The sequence below is a fragment of the Sphingobium sp. AP49 genome (assembly GCF_000281715.2).
Lineage (GTDB): Bacteria > Pseudomonadota > Alphaproteobacteria > Sphingomonadales > Sphingomonadaceae > Sphingobium.
The window spans coordinates 3,256,318-3,273,946 of the sequence record NZ_CP124576.1 but is presented as its reverse complement, the minus strand read 5'-3'; the positions used below and the strand labels follow the sequence as shown (position 1 = coordinate 3,273,946).

The 17,629-nt window shown below is 63.0% G+C and carries 14 protein-coding genes and 1 riboswitch; of the genes, 9 read left to right on the top strand and 5 right to left on the bottom strand.

Features of this window, described 5'->3' with window-relative positions; all coding sequences use genetic code 11:
- Positions 1–272 precede the first annotated feature (272 nt).
- From PMI04_RS15580 to pnuC, 4 genes are all read left to right on the top strand, one after another.
- Positions 273–956 carry a CDP-alcohol phosphatidyltransferase family protein gene (locus PMI04_RS15580; protein WP_037485939.1) on the top strand — a complete coding sequence of 228 codons (684 nt, stop codon included), beginning with the start codon at positions 273–275 and terminating at the stop codon, positions 954–956.
- 81 nt (positions 957–1,037) lie between these two features.
- Positions 1,038–1,147: riboswitch (TPP riboswitch) on the top strand.
- Positions 1,148–1,176: 29 nt separating this feature from the next.
- Positions 1,177–3,468, top strand: coding sequence for a TonB-dependent receptor (locus PMI04_RS15575; protein ID WP_007708111.1), 2,292 nt, complete (start codon positions 1,177–1,179; stop codon positions 3,466–3,468).
- Positions 3,469–3,485: 17 nt separating this feature from the next.
- Positions 3,486–4,625 carry a phosphotransferase gene (locus PMI04_RS15570; protein ID WP_086014435.1) on the top strand — a complete coding sequence of 380 codons (1,140 nt, stop codon included), beginning with the start codon at positions 3,486–3,488 and terminating at the stop codon, positions 4,623–4,625.
- Entirely contained in the window at positions 4,622–5,194 is a 573-nt protein-coding gene (gene pnuC, locus PMI04_RS15565; protein WP_283184796.1) for a nicotinamide riboside transporter PnuC, read from the top strand. The genes PMI04_RS15570 and pnuC overlap by 4 nt, the downstream gene beginning before the upstream one ends.
- Before the next feature lie 4 nt (positions 5,195–5,198).
- Here pnuC and PMI04_RS15560 read toward each other — a convergent pair whose 3' ends face one another.
- The 3 genes from PMI04_RS15560 to PMI04_RS15550 all read right to left on the bottom strand — a co-directional run bounded on the left by PMI04_RS15560 (position 5,199) and on the right by PMI04_RS15550 (position 8,775).
- Positions 5,199–5,999 carry a phosphatase PAP2 family protein gene (locus tag PMI04_RS15560; protein WP_238535904.1) on the bottom strand — a complete coding sequence of 267 codons (801 nt, stop codon included), beginning with the start codon at positions 5,997–5,999 and terminating at the stop codon, positions 5,199–5,201.
- 164 nt (positions 6,000–6,163) lie between these two features.
- The gene (locus tag PMI04_RS15555; RefSeq protein WP_283184795.1) at positions 6,164–8,320 is read right to left on the bottom strand and encodes a S9 family peptidase; all 2,157 of its coding nucleotides are present in this window, start codon (positions 8,318–8,320) and stop codon (positions 6,164–6,166) included.
- A gap of 116 nt (positions 8,321–8,436) precedes the next feature.
- Positions 8,437–8,775 carry a metalloregulator ArsR/SmtB family transcription factor gene (locus PMI04_RS15550; protein ID WP_007708469.1) on the bottom strand — a complete coding sequence of 113 codons (339 nt, stop codon included), beginning with the start codon at positions 8,773–8,775 and terminating at the stop codon, positions 8,437–8,439.
- A 289-nt stretch (positions 8,776–9,064) separates the two neighbouring features.
- Between PMI04_RS15550 and PMI04_RS15545 the strand changes: the two genes are divergently transcribed.
- Together PMI04_RS15545 and folP are read left to right on the top strand one after the other, a co-directional pair.
- Positions 9,065–10,198 carry a site-specific DNA-methyltransferase gene (locus tag PMI04_RS15545; protein ID WP_007708468.1) on the top strand — a complete coding sequence of 378 codons (1,134 nt, stop codon included), beginning with the start codon at positions 9,065–9,067 and terminating at the stop codon, positions 10,196–10,198.
- Between the two features lie 99 nt (positions 10,199–10,297).
- Positions 10,298–11,422, top strand: a complete 1,125-nt coding sequence (gene folP, locus PMI04_RS15540) for a dihydropteroate synthase (RefSeq protein ID WP_007708466.1) — start codon at positions 10,298–10,300, stop codon at positions 11,420–11,422.
- Positions 11,423–11,487: 65 nt separating this feature from the next.
- Here folP and PMI04_RS15535 read toward each other — a convergent pair whose 3' ends face one another.
- Positions 11,488–12,522, bottom strand: a complete 1,035-nt coding sequence (locus PMI04_RS15535) for a LacI family DNA-binding transcriptional regulator (protein WP_007708464.1) — start codon at positions 12,520–12,522, stop codon at positions 11,488–11,490.
- A 151-nt stretch (positions 12,523–12,673) separates the two neighbouring features.
- Between PMI04_RS15535 and PMI04_RS15530 the strand changes: the two genes are divergently transcribed.
- The 3 genes from PMI04_RS15530 (at position 12,674) to PMI04_RS15520 (ending at position 16,090) form a co-directional block, all read left to right on the top strand.
- Positions 12,674–14,200: an altronate dehydratase family protein gene (locus PMI04_RS15530; RefSeq protein ID WP_007708462.1), complete on the top strand. Its 1,527-nt coding sequence runs from the start codon at positions 12,674–12,676 to the stop codon at positions 14,198–14,200.
- A 93-nt stretch (positions 14,201–14,293) separates the two neighbouring features.
- Positions 14,294–15,304 carry an AraC family transcriptional regulator gene (locus PMI04_RS15525; protein ID WP_007708460.1) on the top strand — a complete coding sequence of 337 codons (1,011 nt, stop codon included), beginning with the start codon at positions 14,294–14,296 and terminating at the stop codon, positions 15,302–15,304.
- A gap of 135 nt (positions 15,305–15,439) precedes the next feature.
- Positions 15,440–16,090 carry a response regulator transcription factor gene (locus PMI04_RS15520; RefSeq protein ID WP_007708458.1) on the top strand — a complete coding sequence of 217 codons (651 nt, stop codon included), beginning with the start codon at positions 15,440–15,442 and terminating at the stop codon, positions 16,088–16,090.
- A gap of 25 nt (positions 16,091–16,115) precedes the next feature.
- Here the strand turns inward: PMI04_RS15520 and PMI04_RS15515 are convergent, their stop codons facing one another.
- Positions 16,116–17,573, bottom strand: coding sequence for a CHAD domain-containing protein (locus tag PMI04_RS15515; RefSeq protein WP_007708456.1), 1,458 nt, complete (start codon positions 17,571–17,573; stop codon positions 16,116–16,118).
- Positions 17,574–17,629 lie beyond the last annotated feature (56 nt).

The following is a 17,629-nucleotide window of genomic DNA, read 5'->3' as shown; positions in this document are numbered from 1 at the left end:
GGCCGCATCGTCGGGCAGGCACGGATGTAGAAGATATTGGTTTTCAATAACCTAACTGCGTCGCTTTCGCGCGTTCGGCTGACAGGGGCCATGTCCTGAAGGAACCGGGGCTTCGGATGCACCTCACTGCCGCGTCTGGGGCATCGAAGTTGCGGGGCAGATGGTGGGAAAATGGCCTGTTTCCGCCTGCTTCGTCCTGTTTCAGCCCCGTTTTGCAGGCCCTTTGACATTTCGTCCGTTGCTCATCCCGGACGATGGCCCCATAAGATGATATGACAGCTCAACCGAAAAATACGTCGTCGCTCGATCGCATCCAGGAAAATTGGCTAGCCGCCAGGGAGCGTAGACTGCTCAACTGGATTTGCAGTCGCATGCCGCCCTGGGTTACCCCGGACCGCCTGACCTCGCTCGGCATGGTCGGCGCCTTCATGATTTTCACTGGCTATGTTGCCAGTAATTTCGGCGCGTCCTGGCTCCTGCTCGCCATCGCCGGCTATTTCGTCCAGTGGTTCGGGGACTCGATGGACGGCAGCATCGCGCGCTATCGTCAGATCGAGCGACCATCCTATGGCTATTTCATCGACCATAGCTGCGACGGCCTGGCCACCCTGCTGATCCTGGCCGGCATCGGCCTCAGCCCGTTCGTGACCATGGACGTCGCGCTGGTGGCGCTGGCAGGCTATTTGCTGCTGTCGATCCATGCCTATCTTGCCGCCCGCGTACTGGGCGAGTTCAAGCTCTCCTATCTTGCGGCCGGGCCTACCGAATTGCGGCTGATGCTGATCGTCCTCACCCTGATGATGATGGTGCTGGGCGCCGGTCCCGGCCTCTTTGGTGCGCTGTCGGGCTTCGATGTTTTTGTCGGCGCGGTGGGACTGATCTTGATCCTGCTGTTCGTCATCCAGACGCTGGTGACCGGAAAACGGCTTGCACGGGCCGAACTGCATGACAGCTGAGGTGCCTGGGCAGCTGATTGCCCGGGCTTCGATATATCGCATGCAATAATGCTTCCCACGCCGCGTCCGAACGCCTAGAGCGCCCACTCCCCGGGGGGCCGCTCACGCGCGGCTGAGAGGTGGTCAGCAGACCACGACCCGCTGAACCTGATCCGGCTGATACCGGCGTAGGGAGGGCGACGGTTGGCCGTTTTCCCTCCAATGGAGTGGATGCGAGACGATGGCCGCTGCTTATATTTTCCCCCGACTGTCGGCGATCACGCTGCCGATCATGCTGCTTGTGCCCGCCGTTGCGGCGGCGAACGAGGATAATGATCCCACGACCATCCAGGTTCTGGGCCATCCCGACCCCGAAGCTCTGCTGCCCGATCAAACCGCGCCCAAGGCGGTCAGCGCGATCTCGACCGACTTCATCATCAAGCAGGCGCCAACGTTGAACGCCTTTCAGCTGGTCAACCTCCTGCCGGGCGCGAATGTTTCGTCGAGCGATCCCTACGGCCTGTCGGCCAGCTCCGGAATTACCCTGCGCGGCCTGGGCCAGGACCAGATCGGCGTGCTGATGGAAGGCGCGCCGCAAAACGATATCGGCTATTATTATGCCTATCCCGCCCAGTTCGCCGATGCGGAAAATGTTCGGCAGATCAGTCTTGCCCAGGGGGCCGCGGATATCGATGCCCCGGTGGTCGCGGCCGCCGGCGGCACTTTGTCCCTGTCGCTCGACGATCCCAAAACGGAGGCTGGCGGACTCGTCAATCTGTCGCTGGGTTCCTATGACGAACGGCGTATCTTTGCGCGGATCGACACGGGCACGATCGGCACCAGCGGGCTGAAGGCTTTCGTCTCTTACTCCAACAATCGCGCCGACAATTGGCGCGGCGCCGGCTATGACCAGCGCCAGCATATCGATGCGAAGCTGCTTGGCGAATGGGGCGAAGGCAATCGTGCCAGCATCGCGCTGTCGTTCAACGATGCCAAGACATCGACCTATCCCGGCCCGACCCGCGCAGACTGGCAGGCCTATGGCCGGGACTATAATTTCAGTGAAAGTTACAGCGAAGGTGACACCAGTTACTGGCGTCTCTATCGCGCGCCGTTCCGCAATCTCTATGTCGCGGCACCGCTGCATCTCCGGCTCAACGACAGGCTGGATATCGACAACACCGCCTATCTCCAGTTCGGTCACGGCAATTCGCCCTATGGCACGCAGCTGAGCACCACCGGCAATTATCTGGGGACCGAGGAACTGACCCAGCCGATTGCGCTGCCTGGTGCGGTGGACGGGGTCGCGACCGTGCTTGGCAACTGGACCGGCAAGCAGTTTCGCGCCGGCGATGTGGTCAAGCTGACCTATCGCGCCGGCATCCACCAGATATCCGCTGGCCTGTGGTTCGACTATGGCACCGACCGGGTGACCCAGTCCTACACATCCGTCGGACCGGATGGGCGACCGGTGGACCAATGGGGCTATCAGGACAAGGCGATCCAGACCGCCGACGGCCGGCTGCTCGCCTATGAAAACCAGCGCACCGAAACCGTGACGAAGGGCTTTTTCCTGGCCGACAGCATCGCGGTCACGCCGAAGCTGGGCGTCGACATCGGCTTCAAGGGCGTCAGCCTGCTGCGCAACGGCCGCAACTATCTGCCTGGCCCGCAAACCACGGTGCATGTCGACAGCTTTGCCGCCTTGCCGCGCGCGGCCGTGCATTATCAGCTGGACGACCGGCAGCAGCTGTTCGCCAACATCACGACCAATTTCCGCACGCCCAACGAATTTGCGCTCTACAACAGCTATTATGGCGGCGAACTGGTGGCGCAGGGCACGAACGCGCTCAAGAATGAATATTCGCTCTCTCAAGAGCTTGGCTATCGCTATATCGGCCCAAGCCTGTCATTTTCGCTGACAGCTTTCCATTATCATTTCCGCAACCGACAGGTGGCGACGGTGGTGAATAACGGCGGCGCGCTGGTCAATTCGACCATCAATGCGGGCAGCCAGACGAGCTACGGGCTGGATGGCGAGATCGACTATCGCCCGGCCAAGGGCTTCAGCATCTATGTCTCGGGCGAATATCTGCATGCGCGGCTGGACGATGACCTGTCGGTCGGCGGCGATTATCTGCCGACCCGGGGCAAGCATGCCGTGGCCGCGCCGACCTTCCAGTTCGGTATCGGCACGACCTATGATGATGGCCGGCTGTTCGGCAGCACCGCCCTCAAATATGTGGGCCGCCAATATGCGACCTTCATGAACGACGAGAGCATCAAGGGCTATGCGACGCTCGATCTGTCGGTGGGCGTGCATCTGGCGGGGGTGATCGACGCCCAGCGCACCGACCTGCGCCTCAATGCCATCAACCTGACCAATCCGCATGTGCTGTCCGGCGTGCAGGCGATCAGCAGCAATGCGCAGGATGTGACGGGGCGCAACGGCACCGTCATTTCCGGCGCGGCGCCCACCTATTATGTGGGCAGCGGCCGGGCGGTGGTGGCGACGCTGTCCCGCGCCTTCTGATCATGGCCGAAACGGACATCAACGGCGCGCCGGCGCATCTGGTCCATGGCATGGGGACCACGCTGGAGGCGCCGACATGGCCGGCCATAACCCAGAGCGAGGCCGAGAATATCCTGGCCCGCTTTCCCGCTGCCGGCCGGCCGATCGCCCTGCGCTGGCACTCGCCACGGCCTTTTTCGGCGGCCGCGCTGGTGGAGGCCGGGCAGGGGGAATTTCTGCTCAAGCGGCATCACCGGTCGGTGCGCACGCCGGAGGGGTTGGCGGAGGAGCATCGCTTCATGGCCCATCTGTCCAAGGCAGGGCTGGCGGTGCCGGAGGTGATGGCGGCAATTGATGGCGCGAGTGCCATTGGCGAGGGCGAATGGAGTTATGAACTGCACCGCAAGGCGCCGGGTATCGACCTGTACCGTGATCGCCTGTCCTGGACGCCCTTCCTGTCGTCGGTCCATGCGCATGAAGCCGGCAAGGCGCTGGCACGACTGCATCGCGCGGCGCACGGCTTTGATGCGCCCGCCCGCGGTCCTCATCCGCTCGTTTCGAGCTTTACCATTCTTCCCGCGCGCGATCCGCTGGCCGCGGCGGCGGCCTATGTGGCTGCGCGCCCGGGACTGGACCATTTTCTGGCCGGCAAGCCCTGGCGGGAAGAATTGGCGCGGCTGTTCGCGGCGCTGGGCGCGGGGTTGCCGGATCGGCTGGAAGGGCAGCCATTGCTGTGGACGCATAATGACTGGCACCCTTCCAACCTCCTCTGGTCGGCCGATGATCGGGTAAGTGCGGTGTTCGATTTCGGGCTGGCGACCCGAAGCTGCGCGTTGCACGATCTGGCCACCGCGATCGAGCGGACGGCGATAAGCTGGCTGGAACTGGGCGATGCCGGGTCGATGCCGGCGGACCCGGACACCGCGCTGGCGCTGATTGCCGGCTATCACGCGGTGCTGCCATTGTCGCGCGACGATATCGACACGTTGCTGGCGCTGCTGCCGCTGGTTCATATCGAATTTGCCCTGTCGGAAATGCACTATTTCGCGGGCATCCTGGCCGATCCCGATCAGGCAATGATGGCGTGGCAGGATTTTCTGCTCGCCCATGCCCAATGGTTCCTGTCGGTGCCGGGCCAGCACTTCCTGGGGCAAATCGGGCAAGGGGCACGGGCATGAGCATGCTGGAGATTGTCGCTGTCATCATCAGCTTTCTGGGTATCTGGCTGACCGCGAAGCGCCGGCTGCTGTGCTGGCCGGTCAACCTGCTGGCCTGCGCCCTCTATTTCAAGCTGTTCCTCGATGTGCGGCTATATGCCGACATGGTGCTGCAGGCCCTGTTCGGCATTGCCATCCTCTACGGCTGGATCGTCTGGGCACGGGGCAAGCAGGCTAGCGGCGAGGTGGTCGTGCAGCCGTTGCATCCGGGGCGGGCGGCTGCGGGCCTGGCCAGCGGTGCGATCGGTGCGGCCGCCATTGGCTGGTTCACCAGCCATTATACCGATGCCGCGCTGCCCTGGATGGATGCGACGCTGAGCAGTTTCAGCCTGGTCGCCCAATATTGGACGGCGCGGCGTCACGCGGCCAGCTGGTTGTTATGGATCGTGGTCGACATGCTCTATGTCGGCATGTTCGCTTTCAAGCAATTATGGCTGACCGCCGGCCTTTATGGCGCGATGGTCGCCCTTGCCGCGCTGGGCTATCGCCAATGGCGCCAGACGCGACAGGGCGTTGCACGCGCGATCTGAGGGATCAGGGCGCCTTGGCCATTTCCGCCCGGGCCAGGGCCAGTTGTGCCTGATATGTCGGGTCCGATTGTAGCCGCGCATAGGCGGCCGAAGCGATGACGCGCCCCGCGGTCGTGTCGCTCAGCCAATGCGCCCGGCAGACCACCCGGCTCTGGCCAAAGGCATAGCCGCGCTGCAGCAGGGCGTCGGTCTTGTCCGGCGCCAGGTCGGTCAGGGTCAACGCCAATATCCAGCCGATTGCGGTATGGCCGGACGGATAGGAACCGTCGGTCCGGAGCATGGCCTCGTCCTGCGGGCGGCAGGTGTCGCTCTTGTTCTCGACGAAGGGGCGGACACGCTGATAGTGATTTTTCGCGCGATAGGTTGCCAGCGCGGCATCCGTCATCGACCGCCGCAGCAGCATTTCCGTGTGCGGCTTCGATCCGTCGGATAGTGAAACGCCGACAATCTGCTCGAAACTCGACACGACATGCGGCCAGCCGAGATCCGCATCGGACGCCGCCAGCGCCTGGCGATCGGCCGGTGCGGCCTTGCCGTCACGGAAGGCTTCCTGATCCGCCGCCTTGGCCGCCGTTCCTTCGGCCGGTGGCGGAGGCAGCAGGGCGAGGCTGTCCGGCAATGATTTGGGATCAAGATAGCCCTTGGGAAGGGGAAAAGTTTTGCTCAGCAGGCCGACGGCCTCGATCGAGGTCGGCGGAACCGGCGTGGTGGACAGGCTCGTGGGGGCGGGCGCCGTGGCGCACCCCGTCAACAGCAGCACGCTACTCAGCATCGCCAGCCGGGCGGATCCTTGTCTCCGAGTCATGCGCATATCAGAATGTTCCCCATTTTCCGGGCGTTCGCTGCCGATATTCAGCATGATCGCATGGGACCGATTGCCTATTGGGATTAATACCGATCCAGCACGGAAAAAATGGCCGGGCTATCGGGATATCTCGATAGCCCGGCGAATATTGTCGGGTTGGCTGATCAGGGCGTCTTGGTCGCCGTTTCCGGCGTGGCGATCGGCCCGCCCGTCACCGCAGGCGCGCCCTTCAGATAATGGGCCAGCCAGCCCTGCACCTCGCGATAGAATTGGCGGCTGTCCTCCGGCTTGGTGATCCAGTGCCAGGCGTCGGGGAAGATCAGCAGGCGGCTGGGCACCTGCATGCGCTGCAGGGTCGACCAGGTTTCCAGCGTGTTCGCCATCGGCACGCGGAAGTCGCGCTCGCCCGCGGTCAGCAGCATCGGCGTCTTCCAGTCCTTGCCATAGGTGATCGGGCTCTGGTCGCGCCACACCGGGCTGTCGCCCCAGGGCGGACCGCCGCTCGCCACTTCGCGGCCATAGTTGAAGTCGCTGGTGCCCCACTGGGTCAGCAGGTCGACTTCACCGGCATGGCTGACGATGCACTTGTAGCGGGTGGTGGTCGCCTCCATCCAGTTGGCGAGATGGCCGCCATAGCTGGCGCCGCCGATGCAGGCATTGGCCGTGTCGATGAAGCCATAGCGCTTGCCGGCCTCATCCACCGCCTGGTTGATCTCGTTCGCGGGTCCCCGCAGCGGATCGAGCTTGATCGCCCGCGAGAAGGCCTCGCCATAGCCGGTCGAGCCGGTATAGTCGGTCATCAGCACGACATAGCCGGCGCTGGCGAGCAGGTGATAATTCCAGCGCAGGCCGATCTGGTCCATGTTGGACGAGGCCGGGCCGCCGTGCATCAGCACCATCAGCGGATATTTCTTCGCCGGGTCGAACGCCGGGGGCGTGACGACCATGTTGTGGATGCGCCGGCCCTTGTCGGTGGTGAACCAGAAATGCTGCGGACTGGTCCAGTCGATCGTCGCGGCGAGCGCGGTGTTGACGTTGGTCAGATTCTCATGCCGCTTGGCCGCCGGGTCGATCCGTACGATTTCCGCCGGGTTCACCGCACTGCCATAGCTGGCGATGATCTGGGTCGACTTGGCATCCGACGGGATGTCGATGCCGGCATAGCCGCCGACCTTGGGCGCGATCACCAGTTCGGGCGTGCCGCCGTTCACCGGCACGCGATAGAGATTTTCCATGCCCGCGTCGGGCACGGTCAGATAGAGGGTGCGGCTGTCGGGCGTCACGGCATAGCCGTCCACCTCCCGATCGAACGCTCCGGTCAGCGGCGTCGCCGCGCCACCCGCCGGCCAGGCGACACGGTGCAACCGGGCCAGGTCATACACCTCCTCACCCTGCGTATTGAACTTGAAGATCAGGTTCTTGCCGTCCGGCGTGAACTTCATGTCGCCATATTCGCCCGGTGTCGGCGTCACCAGCACCGGCTCGCCCCCTTCGGCGGTCATGCGATAGAGGCCGAAATTGACGCGGGCATGGGCCGCGTTCCAGCGCTCGGTGGTGGCGGTGAAGATGATTTCCTTGCCATCCGGGCTCCAGACCGGCGCCAGCGTGGTGCCACCGTCACTCTGGGCATTGCCGCCAAAACCCTCGGCCTGCGCCAGCTTGGTGGCGGAGAGTATGTCGCGTGCCGCCGCGCCCTCGGCCAGCGGCTGGAGCCACAGGCTCGGCCGCTTGTCGTCCAGCCAGTCATTCCAGTAGCGGATCGGGAAATGCTCATAGACACGCATATTATATTTGCGCGCCTTGCGTTCCTCGGCCGCCTTCTTGTTGGCGGCGGCGTCCATCGCGCCGGGATAGACCGCGCTTTCAAACAGGATCGCCTGGCCATCGGGCCGCCAGATCGGCTTGCCTGCGCCAGTCGGGACGCTGGTCACCCGCTTCGCTTCGCCACCGGCGAGATCCAGCACATAGATTTGGGCGACATCGTCGCCTTCGCGCTTGGCGGAAAAGGCGATGCGGCGGCTGTCGGACGCCCAGGCCGGATCGCCTTCGCCCGCCTTGGTCGCGGTCAGGCGACGGGGTGCGGCCGATCCGTCGGCCGGCACGATCCACAGGTCGCTGACTGCGCCGTCCTTCTCATAGGAGGGTTCGCTGAGGGAGTAGACCACCCATTTGCCGTCCGGACTGGTCACGGGCGCGCCGACACGCTTCATCATCCAGAGCGTTTCATGGGTCAGCACCTGCTTGGGCTGGGCCAGCACTGGTGCGCTGACAGTGCCGCAGACCATCGCTGCCGACACCAAGAAACGTGCAATCATCTTCATCGCGGACCCCCTGTATTGCGGATTGCGAGGGACGCTAGTCAGCCTGGCCCTGCTTGTCAGCCCGGACAGCGGAAAATTTCGGGCTGGAGCAGGAAGGGGCGCGGGAAGGGGGCGAGTTACTCGCTGATCGCTTCAAGCGCGGTGAAGCGTTGGGACCAGAGCGCACCATAGATCGCCATCCACTGCACCACCGGGGCCAGGCCTTTCGTGCGGGCGCTGTACCAGGTCTCTCGCCCGGCCCGGCGCGCCGTGACCAGCCCCGCCTGCTTGAGCTTGCCCAGATGGCGCGACACCATCGGTTGCGAGACGCCAGCCACTGCCGTGAGCGCGTGAACGCATTGCTCGCCTTCGCGGACGAGATATTCGAGCAGGGCGCGGCGGGTGGCATCGGAAAGAGCCTTGAAGAGTGAATCGCTGGTGGAGTCCAGGGCGGCCTTGAATCGTGCGTCGGTCATGAATTTCCCATAACCATTCGATTATGAATGGGTCAAGGATGGGGGATTGAGGCGCGTCGCGATCGCGTTAACAAAAAAAAATGCGGATCGCCGATGCGCTGAGTCTTTTGAGTCACACCACCCCATATTGAGTCTCGCTCGAGTCGCGCGACTCAATATGTCGTGGCTACCCGCTTCGTTCCGCCTCTTGTTAACCATTCTATGAGGCTCAAATGCTAAGCTGCTGATCTTGACGGCCGACTCCCGAGGACTCAGTGCTGGGCCTCGAAACGAATGGGGGTTGCACATAATGGGTGTCATGGAACGCGTCGCACCGCGGCGTAAGAAGGCGGTTGCACTTGCGCCGGTACCGGCGATCGAGGCCAATCGTCTGCTGCGCGGTGATTGCATCGCGGAGATGGCCAAGCTGCCCGATGGCTGTGTCGACATGATTTTCGCCGATCCGCCTTATAATCTGCAGTTGGGCGGCGATCTGTTCCGGCCCGAAGGCGGCCGGGTGGACGCAGTCGATAATGACTGGGACAAGTTTGATACGCTGGCGGCCTATGACCGCTTTACCCAGGCCTGGCTGGCGGAAGCCCGCCGGATTCTGAAGCCGAACGGCACGATCTGGGTAATTGGAAGCTATCACAATATCTTCCGCGTCGGTGCTGCCTTGCAGGATGAGGGGTTCTGGATCCTCAACGACATCATCTGGCGCAAGGCGAACCCGATGCCCAATTTCAAGGGCACGCGCTTCACCAACGCCCATGAGACGCTGATCTGGGCGAGCCAGGGCGAGGACGCCAAGTATACCTTCAACTACAAGGCGATGAAGACGCTCAACGACGAACTGCAGATGCGTTCGGACTGGGTCCTGCCGATCTGTGGCGGCCAGGAGCGTCTGAAGCGCAACGGGACCAAGGCGCATCCGACCCAGAAGCCCGAAGCGCTTCTCTATCGTGTGATGCTGGCCTGCACCAAGCCGGGCGACATCGTGCTCGATCCCTTCTTTGGTACTGGCACCACCGGGGCGGTCGCCAAGCGCCTGGGCCGTCAGTGGATCGGCATCGAGCGCGAGCCGGACTATATCGAAGTGGCCGAGCAGCGCATTGCCGACGCCCTGCCGCTGGACGAATCCGCGCTGACGATCATGCAGACCGCGCGCCAGCAGCCCAAGGTCGCGTTCGGCACGCTGGTCGAGACCGGCTATCTGGATCCGGGTGCGGTGCTGATGGACAGCAAGCGCCGCTGGAGCGCCACGGTGCGGGCGGACGGATCGCTGGCGGTTGCAGGCGAAAGCGGCTCGATCCACAAGATGGGTGCGACGCTGCAGGGCGCGCCAAGCTGCAATGGCTGGACTTTCTGGCATATCGAAAAGGCGGGCAAGCTCCACCCGATCGATACGCTGCGGCAGACCTATCTGCTCGCCAACGAACCCTGATCGGGCGGTGTTCCGGTTCGCGCCAGACCTGTCGAAATGCTGTTCTTCGCTTGCAATTAAGGGCATCGTTTCGACAGGGTCGGCCCGGACGGAGATATAATGCTGCTGCCACAGATACCCGCTGACGCCCGGCTGTACCTTAAGCCGACCTGGTTCGTGCCAAGCCCGATCGGCCTGCCGGACGGGACAGTGGCCCGAATGGGCAATGGACTGATCTGGTTCCAGGCCTATGAATTGACCGCGCGCGGGGATGGGCAGCGCCTGGTGCGTATGACGGTACCGGTGGCCGATTTCGATGCCGTGGTTGCGCGCTTGCCCGATGCTCTGGCTGCGCGCGCGCGGCAACTGGCGACCAATATATCGGGCACACGGGCACCGCTCAATCTGGGCGGTCGGACAATCCGGTTTGACGCCCCCCAGCTAATGGCGATCCTCAATATCACGCCAGACAGCTTTTCCGATGGCGGCAAGCATATGGAAGACGCACAGGCGGCGGCCGATGCCGGCTTTGCCATGGCTGCGGCGGGGGCTGCGCTGATCGATGTCGGCGGTGAATCCACCCGGCCCAAGGCGCCGCGCCTGTGGGAAGGAGACGAGATCGCCCGCATCGTGCCGGTCATCGAGAAGCTGTCGGCTTCGGGCGTCGCGATATCGGTCGATACGCGCAAGGCTGCTGTGATGGAGGCGGCGCTGGCTGCCGGTGCGCATGTCATCAACGACGTGAGTGCGCTGGAACATGATCCGCGCAGCCTGGAAGTTGCTGTCCGGGCCGGCTGTCCGGTCATTCTGATGCACGCGCCTTCGACCGGGGATGATCCGCATGACAATCCGGGCGGCTATGGCGATGTGGTGGCCGATGTCTTCGACTATCTTGATGCGCGGATCGCAGCCTGCCTCGACGCGGGCATCGCGCGCGAGAAGATCATGGTCGATCCCGGATTGGGCTTCGGCAAGAGCCTGGCCGACAATCTGGCGTTGGTGAACGGTCTCGCGACGTTCCAGGGGCTGGGTGTACCGCTGCTGTTCGCTGGCAGCCGCAAGCGGCTGATCGGCGCCTTGTCGAACGAAGCGCCAGCCGCCGATCGACTGGGCGGTTCGGTGGCGCTGGCTTTTCGGGCTGCGCAGTTGGGCGCGCAGATGGTGCGGGTGCATGACGTGAAGGAAAGCGTGCAGGCCCTGCATCTGTGGCGCGGGCTCGCTGATGCGGGCCTGAGCATGGTGTGAGCCGACGGTTGCACTAAATTGCCGGCAAAGCGATGCGATGGCATGGCCGGTAATCGGGGGTGGTATCACCGCCCGGGCGGCGCGGTGGATGCCCTTATGGTCAATGAAAGAGCCTGCGACATCGTCGGTTTGAACGGGCGCCCTTCGATGATGTCGATCAGGCATGTCGTGGCCCAGGCGGCCATGTCGATCATCGGTCGATTCACCGTGGTGATCGGTGGGGTGAGCATGCGTGCCAGGATGCTGTCGTCAAAGCCGACAATCGACACATCCCGTGGAACGGACAGGCCCAATTCTGTCGCTGCCTGAAGGGCGCCGGCCGCCATGATATCGTTGCTGACGAAAATTGCGGTGGGCGGTACGGCAGATGTGAGCAGGCGCCGGGTTTGGGCGACGCCGCTTTCAAAACCATAGTCGCCTTCCGCTTCGCCGGCCAGGTCGATGCCGCCGGCCGCCAGCGCTTCGATCAGCCCGGCGCGACGTTCCTGCGCGGAATGAGCGCTATGCGGACCGGAAACGAGGCCGACATGCCGATGCCCCAACGCCATGAGGTGCAGCCCGACGTCTCGGGCTGCGGCGCGCTCTTCCGACACCAATATCGCGGCATATCCGTGAAGCGGCACCGCCGATAGGGCCACGGCCGATACGCCCGCGCCGGCCAGGCTTTGGGGTAGTCCGGGCGCGCCGGAATCGGGCGGCATGACGATGACGCCATCCACTTTCGAGCGTGACACAAATTGGGAAATATCGGCAATGGCGTTGTCGTCGCTGTCTGGTGTGGGATGAACGACGAGTTCATAGCCATGTTTGGCAGCCACCCTTGCGATCCCGCGCTGCACTGCCCCTAGTACCAGCGCATTGCGATCATTATGCAGCAGTCCAATCAGATAGGATCGCCCCGTACGCAGCCCGCGCGCGCGCGCGCTGGGATGAAAATGGAGCTGCGCGATGATCTGTTCGACCTTTTTGCGCGTATCCGCATTCACCAGGGAAGACCGGTTGATGACGCGCGATACCGTGCGGATGGATACGCCGGCCCGGCGCGCGACGTCGGCAATGGTCCAGCCGCCATCGGCATCATGCTTGTCGGGTTTATCCATTCTGCATGCTGTAGCCGTGTCTTCCCCCCGCCTCCACGCCTTTCCATCGCGCTTGCCGCCAGCGGATAGGGTTTTTCTGCCCGGCTATGTGGTGATCCGTTCTTTTCCAAACGGCTTGTGCCAACGTTGGCATAAATGATATTGGGCGGTGATGGATGTCATTGCATTTGAGGAAAAGGCCGCCGCTGCGACAGTGCCGGATGCGGTGCGCATTGCCCCTGTCGATCAGGTTGCGGTGGCGTTGCGCGAACTGGCCGCAGGGGAACGGTTGAAGGTCGCAGGGCTGGATATCATCGTGCGCGAAGGGATCGGCAGAGGCCATAAGATCGCCCTGCACCCGATCGCATCGGGCGATCTGGTTCATCGTTATGGCTGGCCGATCGGGACGGCGACCCGGCCGATCGCTGCTGGCAATCATGTCCATAGCCATAATCTGGCGACGAATCTGAAGGCGGAGGAGCCCTATGGCTTTGCGCCCGCATCGCCGGTCGCGCTGCCATCGACGCCGGGGCGATGGCAGTTTGATGGTTATCTGCGCGATGACGGCAGCGTTGGCACCCGCAATGAAATCTGGATCATCCCGACCGTGGGATGCGTTGCGCGGACCGCCGAGCGTATCGCGCGCCAGGCGGCTGATCGGCATGCCGGACGGATCGATGATGTCGTGGCCTTTCCCCATCCTCTGGGCTGTTCGCAACTGGGCGACGATCTTGATGGCACCGCCCGGTTGCTGGCGGCATTGGCCTGCAATCCCAACGCCGGGGGTGTGCTGTTGATCGGCCTGGGCTGCGAGGAAAATCAACTGGCCGCGCTGATCGAGCGGATCCCGGTCGAGCGGCGCGCGCGGGTGCGCAGCGTCGGCGCGCAGATGAGTGCGGATGAATATCAGGATGCGACGGATTCGATCGACGCTCTGGTGGCGCTGGCATCGCAGGACCGGCGCGAACCGGTCGATATCGGTGCGCTTCGGCTGGGGCTGAAATGCGGCGGATCGGACGGCCTGAGCGGCCTGACCGCCAACCCGCTGATCGGGCAGATCGCCGATGTCGTGACCGGGGCAGGGGGGCAGGCGATCCTGACCGAAATACCCGAGATATTTGGCGCGGAGCGGCTGTTGATGCAGCGCGCCACAAACCGGGCGGTGTTTGACGCTCTGGTGGGGCTGGTAAACCGCTTCAAACGCTATTTTATCGACCATGGAGAGCCGATTTCGGAAAACCCCAGTCCCGGCAATGTCGCAGGCGGCATCACGACATTGGAGGAAAAGTCGCTGGGCGCCGTCCAGAAGGGTGGGCATGCCGCATTGACGGATGTGCTGGCCTATGGCGAGCGCGTGCGTCGACCTGGCCTGGCGTTGCTGGAGGCACCCGGGAATGATGCGGTGTCGACGACAGCGCTGGCGGCCGCCGGTGCGACCATGACGTTATTTTCGACGGGGCGCGGTACGCCGCTGGGTAGTCCGGTGCCAACGTTGAAACTGGCGACCAATCATGATCTGGCCCAGCGGAAACCGGGCTGGATCGACTTTGATGCAGCCATGGTGCTGGATGTCGGATTGGACGCGGCGACGGATGCCTTGATGGCACATATCTGCGCCATTGCGTCGGGTGGCCGGGCGCGCAACGAGGTCAATGGCGAGCGCGACATTGCGATCTGGAAGCGTGGCGTAACCCTCTGAGTGCCTGAGGCCGGCACGGGCCGTCGCAACGGCGTTGACAGCTGAGAGGGATGGCCGACAGCTTCGCTGTTCGTCAATCGAGGAGCATGGGCGATGACGTGCGCGCACTATGAAGCCGGCGAGCATTGGGATCGCGTTGCCGTGAATCGTGTAGAAGCTCTGCAGCAGGCGGTGATGGGCGCGGGGTTGGATGCGGTGCAGCTCTCCTGCGGTGCAATGGGGGGAAGCCTGGCCTTCTCGACCCATGACGACATCGTGTATAGCAGTGGATATGTCGAGGGATGCGTCGCTCTCACCGGGGCGCTTTCTGACAGCATGATATCGCTGGGCGTCGGCATCCAGATGGCACCGGGATCATGCCAGTGGCTGGGCGAAGTCGATACGGGCGCCATTGGTGTTTTCCAGCCAGGCGACCTGCATGAGGGGATATATGCGCCTGGCTCCGTCTATCTCTGCGCATCCCTGAGCGGCGATCGCCTTGAGCAGCTTGCCGCCGACATGGACCTGGTGCTGGACCACAGGCAACTGGGCGGCACGGGCGTCAGCCCTCGGTCCTTTTCTGCGAAGGCGATTGCGCCTGTGCGGCATGCTTTTGGCCGGTTGCATGCCGGGCATGGGCCAGCGGCGATGTCGGGCAGCCGTTTGGGCCGGGGGACGCTGGAAAGGGCCATCGCCATTCTGGCGCGAAGCCCGCAGCCTGTCCTGGGCCGGCGCGACCTCAGCCGATACAGCCTTATCGTCCGGCGCGCGCAGGATTTCATCGCGGCGAATCTGGAACAGCCCCTGTCGATCGGTATGATCGCACGGGCTGCGGTCACCTCGCAAAGTACATTGTATCGGGCGTTCCATCATGTGTTCGGCGAGGCGCCCCAATCCTTCGTCCGCAAGCTCAGGCTCAATCGGATCCGGCACGATCTGGCAACGGATCAGGAAAGGCTGTGCACGGTGACGATCGTCGCCAACCGATGGGGCATCAGCGAACTGGGGCGATTGGCGGGGTGGTATCGGGATCTTTTCGGGGAGTTGCCCTCTGCCACTCGCGCAAGGCGGATCGAAGCCCTGCACGAAATGTCACGGATGAACGAATTGAGAAGATCCGCATAGCGATGGCGTCTGTGAAGCATAGGCTTCCCGGGTCGGCCCCCTGCGGGCTGGCGCTCATCTGGCGCTTAGGATGATGAAAACGTTCCGGATCGGGCACGGTGTCATCGGCCAGGAGCCAAGGGATAAGGTGATGTCGTGGCCGGACGCCTGGATCGGATATTGATTGCCGATGACCATGAACTGGTCCGAAAGGGGATTGGCGGCCTGTTGCAAGGGAGGGCGTCTTGGCGGATCGTCGCCGAGGCCTCAAACGGTAGGGACGCCCTGGCGGCGGCGCGGGACACACGGCCGCATATCGCTATTCTCGACTATTCGCTGCCTTTGATAAACGGGTTGGAACTCACCCGGCTGCTCAAGCAGGAATTGCCGGACATCGAGATACTGATCTTCACCATGCATGATCGCGAACAGCTTGTGACGGATCTGCTTCGCGCCGGTGTGCGGGGCTATGTCCTCAAGTCGGATGGCGGCGTCGAATTACGTGCGGCGGTGGAAGCACTTTCTCTGCGCAAGGCGTATTTTTCGGCAGCGATTGCCGAGATGTTGATCGACCAATTCGTCGCGAGCAGCGGAAATATGGGCCGCACCACGATATTGACACCGCGCGAGCGCGAGGTCGTTCAGCTTATTGCGGAGGGAAAGATCAACAAGCAGATCGCCTATTTATTGGGTGTCAGCACAAAGACGGTGGAAACGCATCGGGCCGCAGCGATGCACAAGCTGGCGTTCAGCACGACCGCAGAGTTGGTGCGCTATGCGGTGCGGAACAACATCGTGCAGGCCTGAGCCTGTCCGGGACTAAGGCGGAAGCCTAGCGCCAGAATGGTTTGAGATCGACCAGATCGGCCCGGGCATGATCGGCGCGCTTGATCGCCTTTCTGGTCGGTGTATCGCCCAGCAGGCTGACGAGATCATCCCGTTTCGATGGAAACAGCCGATCGATCAATTCCCGTGCTGTGCTGTGGTCGTTCAAGATTCCCAGTTGATCCTGCACATCTTCCAACGCCTCGATAAATTGGCCGTAGCGCCGTTGCTGGCGAACCGTGCCAAACAAAGTGGTGAAGAATTCCGATGCGTAGCGGAGCTTCTTGGCATCCTTGCGCACCCGGTGTCGCTCTTCGTCGCTGCCCGTTTTGAGCATCTTGCCATGTTTCTTGAAGCGTTTGCGTTGGCGGTCGAGCACGGCACCGGCAAAATCGGCTGCCATGGTGTCGCGCAGATGCGTTCGGGGGGACAGCTTTAGCCAATCACCGTCCATCAGCCATTCCAGCAGATCCAGCATCAAGCGGCGGCCGGCATCCGACATCAGTTCGTCTTTTACATGGGCATAGGCCTGGGATCTCGCCGCCATGATCTCGTCGCGCAAATTGTGGGTCGGGCAATGATCGAGCAGGACATCAATGTTCCTGGCCTCTCCCAGGATCGCAAAGCGCCCACGCAATGCCCTGCTGAAATGGTCTGCCCGAACAGGGTCCAGTATCGGCTTAAAAATTGTGAAACTCGCACGCAGGCGGCGGAGCGAGACCCGCATTTGGTGCAAGGCGGCTGGCCGCCATGTGTCCAGCAACAGCGCTTCGTTCAGGCGGTAATGCCGGATGCAGGCGAGCGCGATCTGGCGGAAGGCGGCGGCGGTCGTGATCATGCGGTCCAGCGTGACGGGGTCGGCCTTGTGCGCCTCGACCGCGGCCCCCAATAGCCGGTAACCGCGTTCTGCCTTGCTTAATACACCCAAGCGGACCGGAGCTATCTGGTCCAACCTGCGCGCGAGCGCGAAGAGATCGACGATGTCGCCGGATTTGAGCTCCAATTCCATTTCGTTGATCGAGGCAGAGCGTCCGGCGACCTTGGCCATGCCACGATCCATGACCAGTTCGATGCTTGATCCGCGCAGCTTGAGCAACCAGGCGCGCCGTTCCACCGAAACCTCGAACGCCGGCGCCAGCAGATGGATTTGGTCGCCCAGCAGGTCAATCAGCGGACTATCCGGCTGATGGACCAGTTGGTTGGCCTTGACCGGCATGTCGGTTTCGGAGCGGGCGAAGAGGCCGGCGGCCGGACCATCGGCGATCTTGAGCGTCTGGGTTCGCTTGCGCCCTTCCTGGCGAATGCGCAGCGACATGCCTTCGGCCTGCAGCCGTTGGCCGGGCGTGTCGAAATAAATGGCATGCTGTTTGGCGGTATAGGGCGGGCCACTGAGCAAGTCGGACGCTTCCAGGAAGGCTGCAGCCTCCGGGTCCAGCTCCAGCTTGAGTTCGGTCTCCTTGGCCATTCGCCATTCTCCTCGCTCGACTTGCGGCCTTCAATAGCCGAGGCAGGAAGGAAAGG